The organism is Pseudoalteromonas sp. UBA2102 (assembly GCF_002331165.1).
Lineage (GTDB): Bacteria > Pseudomonadota > Gammaproteobacteria > Enterobacterales > Alteromonadaceae > Pseudoalteromonas > Pseudoalteromonas atlantica.
The window spans coordinates 33,300-39,867 of record NZ_DCYU01000146.1 but is presented as its reverse complement, the minus strand read 5'-3'; the positions used below and the strand labels follow the sequence as shown (position 1 = coordinate 39,867).

Below are 6,568 nucleotides of genomic sequence, written 5' to 3'. Positions count from 1 at the left end.
TTGTATTTAATTGTGTATTAATGCAAACGGGTATAGTGTTTACAGACTTATAGAACTTTATTTTATAATCAATACAGTGAGTTGCTATGTTAAATAATAAAATCCCTCCGGTTATTGTCGTGCTCGTTTTTGCAGGCATTATGGCGTTAATAGCCCATTACAGTGTGATTGATTTTACAGCGTTTATTGCCTACTTAGCAGCAAGCTTAGTCATTATAGGGTGCGCATTTTGTATAGCCGGAGTGCTGAGCTTTAAACTTGCACGTACCACAGTTAATCCAAATAAGCCTGAGCAAGCATCAAAGTTGGTAACCAGTGGCGTATATAAAATTTCACGTAACCCTATGTATGTAGGCTTTGCGTTTATTTTAGCTGGCTGGGGTATTTGGCTTAGTTCGCTGTGGGCACTTTTATGTGTTGCTGGGTTTATTGCTTATTTAACGTTTTTTCAAATAATTCCTGAGGAGCGGGCGCTTAGCAAATTATTTGGCCAAGAATTCACAGAGTATAAAAATAAAGTAAAACGCTGGTTGTAATTTACAAGAAAATACAAAAAAGGCTATCGAGATGATAGCCTTTTTGCGTTCAGCGCTAATAAATTAACCGTGCTTTCACTGAAAACCCCGTAACTAGCGGTTATTCGTACTCGATTGGATCAGTGACGTTATTAAGCGAAAATGCCTCTAAACGTTCTTGGCAGGCGCCACATTTACCACAGGCTTTTTCGCGTCCGTTATAACAAGTCCATGTTTGGCTGTAGTCTAAGCCCATTTTTATGCCATCGGTTAAAATATCAATTTTGGTGTTATTTAAGTACGGGCTAAAAATTTCTACAGCGTCGTAGTTAGCAATACGACATACATCATCCATTTTTTGCACAAACTCAGGACGGCAATCAGGGTAAATAGCATGATCCCCCGAATGCGCGCCATAATATACTTTGCTCGCTTTTAAAGACACAGCGTAACCAACCGCCAGCGAAAGCAAAATCATATTACGATTAGGCACTATGGTGCTTTTCATGCTTTCTTCTTCGTAATGACCTTCTGGTACATCAATATCATCAGTCAGTGATGAGCCACCAATAAGCTGGTTAATAGCTGATATATCTACAATTTTATGCGGTACATTAAGTTTTTCACACACGTTTGCAGCCACTTCAAGCTCTTTAACATGACGCTGACCATAGTCAAATGAAAGGGCATAAACATCATGGCCTTGTTGTAAGGCTTTATTTAATACGGTAAACGAATCCATACCGCCGGAATAAATAACAACTACTTTTTGCGTCATATCTGGATTGCTCTTTAGTTTTAATAGAGGTTTATATCAGGGCGCGATATACTACACGGCCGCAGCTTAAATAACAATTTTTGGGCAGCGCTTTTTCGTCTTTTATAGTAGCAATTTTGCAGCTAGGCAGTAAGTGAGATCTCTTTTGTACAAAATTAATGAAGTGTTTGAAACCATCCAAGGTGAAGCAAGTTTTACCGGCACACCCTCAATATTTTTGCGTTTGCAAGGCTGCCCAGTGGGCTGCGCATGGTGTGATACTAAACAAACTTGGGAAGTCGATAACGTGTACAAAGTATCGCTTGATGAAACGGTAGAAAAAAAAGCCGATTCAGATCATTGGGCCGATGCCAGCGCCGAGCAAGTACTGGAGCTGTTTAAATCACGTGGCTATACAGCAAAGCATGTTGTAATTACCGGCGGCGAGCCGTGTATGTACGATTTAAACCCAGTGTGTAAGCTATTGCACGATAACGGCTTTACAACACAAATAGAAACCAGCGGCACCTTTGAAATACTTGCCCCTGAGCAAACCTGGGTTACCGTATCGCCTAAAATTAACATGCGCGGCGGCTACGAAGTACTTACCAGCGCTATGAAGCGCGCCAACGAAATAAAGCACCCAGTAGCGATGCAAAAGCACGTAGAAGAGCTTGAAGCGCTATTTGCCAAAACAGGTGTTAACCCGAAGCTTGTTTACTTACAGCCTATAAGCCAAAAGGTATCTGCAACCAAATTAGCCATCGACACCTGTATTGCCAAAAACTGGCGCTTATCAGTGCAGGTACATAAGTATTTAGGGATTAGCTAAGCGAAAGAGCAGCTGTAAGTGCTTAGCTGTAAGCGATAAGCTGCTCGGCGTTAAGTTATATTACGTAGATACAAGGTTGGGTTAAGTGAAACGAAACCCAACACCACAACTTCATTGCTCACTCTTTATATAAACCACCACCCCAGCTTATTTAAACACGTAGGTCGGATAAGCGAAGCGCCATCCGACACAGTAACTTATTTAAGTTTCGGCGAATATCAATAGCTAATTAATTTATGATGTATGAAGTCAAGATTTGTGCCCTATGGTTTTTCCTGAAAGAGTCAATCTCTTGGTTTGTAGATGAAGCACATGAGGAGTAGAGTTACTAGAGTGAATGTGGTCAGTGCAGTTATTTTAATCAACATGTTTAATAATGTAGATATGCAGAGGTATATTTTCAAATTGCAGCTAATGCGTTTACAAACCCAATCATTGCGGAAATAGTAAATGCAATTTCTTTGAAGATAGAACCATCCTTCTCTGAGAGTACAAGAAATACTCGGGAAAATATAATGGCTAAATACTTATAAAAGATTAAAGATAAAAAGATAAAAGCTAAAAGAGTTATAGGTAGAAAGGTGCTTAAAATAATTGGTGATAAATAAATCATATCAAACTTTAATTTTTCAAAACCTTGATTGTTTATGTGTAAAAAATCAAATAACAATGACGGGTTACCGAAATTAGAATCCGGTATTGAAAAAAGTACTACATATAAAAGGCTGCTCAATATTAAAGAAAATGCTACGTCTAAAAAGGGGAGTAATTGATAATATTTCTTTTTACTGGCTATACGCTTTACGCAAAAGTATGTAAATAACAAACTCAAAAAATCAAAAGGGTAATTTATTAAACCGAGTATTTCTTTATGTTTAATAACACCGTATTCGGATACGTCTTGCTGATTGAACCAGTATTCAGAGTAGCCATAATGATTAAAAATTTCAGAGCTTACTATAATAGCAACGAATGTAATTATTGCGCTAATTAATGAACTTTTAGAGTACGCTCTCCAAAAAAAATCGCCGCGCTCATTCCACCTCTCGGTCGTAAGTTCATAAATCAGGATAAGCAAAAACCAAATTAGAGATATTGTAAATAAAGGCACAAATAGCACAAATGATAGTAAATGTTGAGTATTATTAATCAATACATAAATAGTCAGAGTGGGGAAAATAAAAAAAACAAATATTCTTGTAGCACGCAAAGCAAAATAAGAAATTCTTGGGGTTGAAACTTCAGTTAACTTATTTTGTCTTGGTTTAAAGTGTGCGGTTCTTTCAAATATCTGTACTATTTTTATAGCTAATAGGAATGTTAGCTTGTTTAGAGGGGATTGTTTTATTTTGAAACTTATAGATGAAAGGTTTTTTTTGAGCTTTTCCCATTCTTCATTTATTACGACCATGTCGGCAAAGCAGCCTAACAAAAAAATAAAAGTTAACAATACAGCAAGTTCCTTTAGGCTGATCAACTAATAACTTCCTTATAAATAGTAAAAACAAAAACTCAAGCATCAGTTCATATTGACCTTCTTATTAGAACTAATTTTATATACAAATACAACTTAAGCGTTGAATCTAATTAGCTTTGCATGTTTACATAAAATATAAACGGATAAAAGTTATACGAGCATTTTTTGTTAAATGATTAAATCTTGACTTCATACATCAAAACTATCGACTGCATATTCATATCTTGATCATGCTTTTACTTAATTAAAGTTTGAGTATTGACATAAAAAACGTTGCCCTAGAGTAATACTTTTCTGTATCTTTTTAATAGCTCAAGAGCTATTCAGTCCTTAAATAAGTCTGGGACTACTTAATAGTGGGCTTTAGTTTTAAACTTATAGCTATAAAATCAATACTCATAAGGAAGTACACTTGTATATCCAAATTGCAGAAAATATTAAACTAGCTCCCTTAGTGGAAAGCGATGCTGCGGACATATTAAAAGCTGTTAATGTAAGTCGGGCAAGTTTAGGTAAATTTTTACCTTGGGTAGAAGGGGTAAACAATATTGAATCAGCTAAAAAGTACATACTCGAAAGAGTAAACAGCGGGCTTAATGGTTCGCAGTGGTTTAAAATTTATTATAAAGATAATCTGAGTGGTGTTTTTGCAATTAAGTCTATTTGTCCTGATTTGAATATAGCGGAACTTGGTTACTGGTTAAGTTGTGATGCACAAGGCAATGGTATTATCAGTCAAGTAATCACAAAAGCCTCGCAGCTACTCACGAGCACTCATGTTAAATTTATCGAATTTAGGTGCCTAGAGAAAAATGCGGCAAGTATAAAGGTTGCGTTGAAATCAGGCGCTTTGCTCGTAGATGTTATACCTAATTTTTTAGTTGCAGATAATGTATTACAAAGCCTAAATATTTATAGAACCCCAGTAAAATAATAAAAATATTACAGCTTTCACCATCACAAAACGTAATCATAAATATCATATTTGATAATTTTTTGTCCTTACTACATTCATTTATCATGGCAAATTAATTCCTTTAATTACATTTAACGCCTTTGCCGTTAAGGAACATGCCATGAGTAAAAAAGAGCTAAATCGAAGAGACTTTATGAAGTTATCGGCTGCTGGGTTGGGTGCTGCCGCGCTACCTATGCTGTTTACAAGTTTAAATGCTAATGCCAACCTGCAAGCAGCTGATAAAGGCGAGCAAGCAAATGGCTTAGCTGATTCGCCAATGCCTTATCCGCGCACGTTTTCGCATATTGGTGTGTCAGTGCCAAGCCTAGAAAAAGCCGTTAAGTTTTATACTGAAGTGCTGGGCTGGTATTTAATTATGAAACCCACACAAATAACAGAAGATAAATCACCGATTGGTGAAATGTGTACTGATGTATTTGGTGCTGGGTGGGGCAGTTTTAAAATAGCCCATTTATCAACAGGGGATAGGGTGGGGGTTGAGCTATTTGAGTTTAAAAATCAGCAAAACCCAAAAAATAATTTTGAGTATTGGAAAACGGGAATATTTCATTTATGCGTACAAGACCCTGATGTAGAAGGACTCGCTGATAAAATAGTGGCCGCGGGCGGAAAAAAGCGTATGAAAGCGCCGCGCTATTATTACCCAGGGGAAAAACCATACCGCATGATTTACATGGAAGACCCGTTTGGCAATATTTTAGAAATTTATAGCCACAGTTACGAGCTTATATATTCAAGTGGCGCTTATGGTTAATTAATTATGTAACGAGTCACTGTACTTCATTCTATAAACGCTAATAAAAAAGCGTTGCCCTAGAGAAACGCTTTTGCATATTTTTTACAGCTTACAGCTTACAGCTTACAGCTAACTTATTCCGCCGCTAAGTAATCTAAAACCACTTGGTGGTGATCTTTGGTTTTAAACTTATCAAATAAGTGTTTAATTTTACCGTCTTGGCCTACTAAAAAGGTTAAGCGGTGAATACCGTCGTACTCTTTACCCATAAATTTTTTGTAGCCCCATACGCCAAATGCTTCAGCAATGGCGTGATCTTCATCGGCGAGCAAATCAAAGTTAAGCTCTTTTTTAGTTTCAAAGTTTTTAAGGCGCTTAATAGGGTCTGGGCTAATACCCACTACGCGGGTGTTAAATTGAGCAAGCTGCGCTTGTTGGTCACGTAAGTTTTCGGCTTGAACCGTACAACCCGGTGTAGAGGCTTTAGGGTAAAAGTACACCAGTACTTGTTGCTCTTTTAACAGCTCACTTAACGTGACTGTTTCGTCGTTTTGGTTTTGTAAGCTAAATTCTGGTGCTGTATCACCGGCTTGTAATGGACTAATTTTGTTCATGCTGTGCTCCTTAGCGAATACGTTTAAAAATATAATCTACGTTAAGACTGTGCGAAAGGTTTTCAAAGGTCACTTTAAATTGGTCTATATCAACCTCTACTGGGATATTAAACTCAATTTCGCAGCGCATTTTAGTGTCGGTTTCTTCATCGTAAGTGTCTGACTTTAATGAGCAGATACTAATGTGGTGATCGGCAAAAAAACGCGTTACTTTACTCAGTGTACCTGGGGTGTCTATCCCTGTGTATTCAAGGGTATAGCCTGCGCAAAATTCACTTTCGGTGTGGCGAGTGGTGCTGCGCTTCATCATGGTGAGTAGGCCTAGCTCCATGCCTTTAGTAGGCAAGGTGTGCTCTATGCGGCTAATGGCCGACATATCGCCGCTTAGCAGCATGGTAAAGGTAAATTCGCTGCCTAAAATGGCTATTCGGCTATCTATAATGTTGCAATGACAATCACTTACAAGCTGTGTAAGTTCACTTACAATTCCCGGTCTATCTTCGCCAATAGCGGTTAAAACAATTTGATGATTTGAAAATGCAGTCATGAAGTTTAATACCTACGTTTTTTGAAATATAACAACCGAGTTGGTATAGCCCGCTGCGCATACACTACGTTGCACGGCGGCGAAGTTTAACACAAAAAGCACCCTAAACTA

General features: G+C 37.6%; 8 protein-coding genes and 1 pseudogene. 5 read left to right on the top strand and 4 right to left on the bottom strand.

Annotated features, from left to right (window positions below; translation table 11 throughout):
* The first annotated feature begins 86 nt into the window (after positions 1 to 86).
* A complete protein-coding gene (locus B2R65_RS18900; protein ID WP_029773497.1) occupies positions 87 to 536 on the top strand; it encodes a methyltransferase family protein in 450 nt (149 codons plus the stop codon).
* 100 nt (positions 537 to 636) lie between these two features.
* On the opposite strand, the gene queC is transcribed toward B2R65_RS18900, so the two are convergent.
* Positions 637 to 1,293, bottom strand: coding sequence for a 7-cyano-7-deazaguanine synthase QueC (queC, locus tag B2R65_RS18895; RefSeq protein WP_004589469.1), 657 nt, complete (start codon positions 1,291 to 1,293; stop codon positions 637 to 639).
* A gap of 145 nt (positions 1,294 to 1,438) precedes the next feature.
* Here queC and queE point away from each other — a divergent pair, with 145 nt between their 5' ends.
* Complete coding sequence (queE, locus tag B2R65_RS18890) at positions 1,439 to 2,104, top strand: 7-carboxy-7-deazaguanine synthase QueE (RefSeq protein WP_004589468.1); 666 nt, start codon at positions 1,439 to 1,441, stop codon at positions 2,102 to 2,104.
* Between the two features lie 400 nt (positions 2,105 to 2,504).
* Here queE and B2R65_RS18885 read toward each other — a convergent pair whose 3' ends face one another.
* A complete protein-coding gene (locus tag B2R65_RS18885) occupies positions 2,505 to 3,581 on the bottom strand; it encodes a hypothetical protein (RefSeq protein WP_286745300.1) in 1,077 nt (358 codons plus the stop codon).
* A gap of 412 nt (positions 3,582 to 3,993) precedes the next feature.
* Between B2R65_RS18885 and B2R65_RS18880 the strand changes: the two genes are divergently transcribed.
* The 3 genes and pseudogenes from B2R65_RS18880 to B2R65_RS18870 all read left to right on the top strand — a co-directional run bounded on the left by B2R65_RS18880 (position 3,994) and on the right by B2R65_RS18870 (position 5,314).
* Positions 3,994 to 4,515 (top strand): GNAT family N-acetyltransferase, encoded by a 522-nt coding sequence (locus B2R65_RS18880; protein ID WP_286745297.1) that lies wholly within the window; start codon positions 3,994 to 3,996, stop codon positions 4,513 to 4,515.
* Between the two features lie 142 nt (positions 4,516 to 4,657).
* Positions 4,658 to 4,738: pseudogene (locus B2R65_RS18875) on the top strand (twin-arginine translocation signal domain-containing protein); the annotation flags it as partial.
* Positions 4,739 to 4,816: 78 nt separating this feature from the next.
* On the top strand, positions 4,817 to 5,314 hold the full coding sequence (locus B2R65_RS18870; protein WP_039972524.1) for a lactoylglutathione lyase family protein: 498 nt from the start codon (positions 4,817 to 4,819) through the stop codon (positions 5,312 to 5,314).
* Between the two features lie 116 nt (positions 5,315 to 5,430).
* Here the strand turns inward: B2R65_RS18870 and bcp are convergent, their stop codons facing one another.
* Together bcp and B2R65_RS18860 are read right to left on the bottom strand one after the other, a co-directional pair.
* Positions 5,431 to 5,910 carry a thioredoxin-dependent thiol peroxidase gene (gene bcp, locus B2R65_RS18865; protein ID WP_029774548.1) on the bottom strand — a complete coding sequence of 160 codons (480 nt, stop codon included), beginning with the start codon at positions 5,908 to 5,910 and terminating at the stop codon, positions 5,431 to 5,433.
* Between the two features lie 10 nt (positions 5,911 to 5,920).
* Positions 5,921 to 6,457 (bottom strand): glycine cleavage system transcriptional repressor, encoded by a 537-nt coding sequence (locus B2R65_RS18860; protein ID WP_029774547.1) that lies wholly within the window; start codon positions 6,455 to 6,457, stop codon positions 5,921 to 5,923.
* Positions 6,458 to 6,568 lie beyond the last annotated feature (111 nt).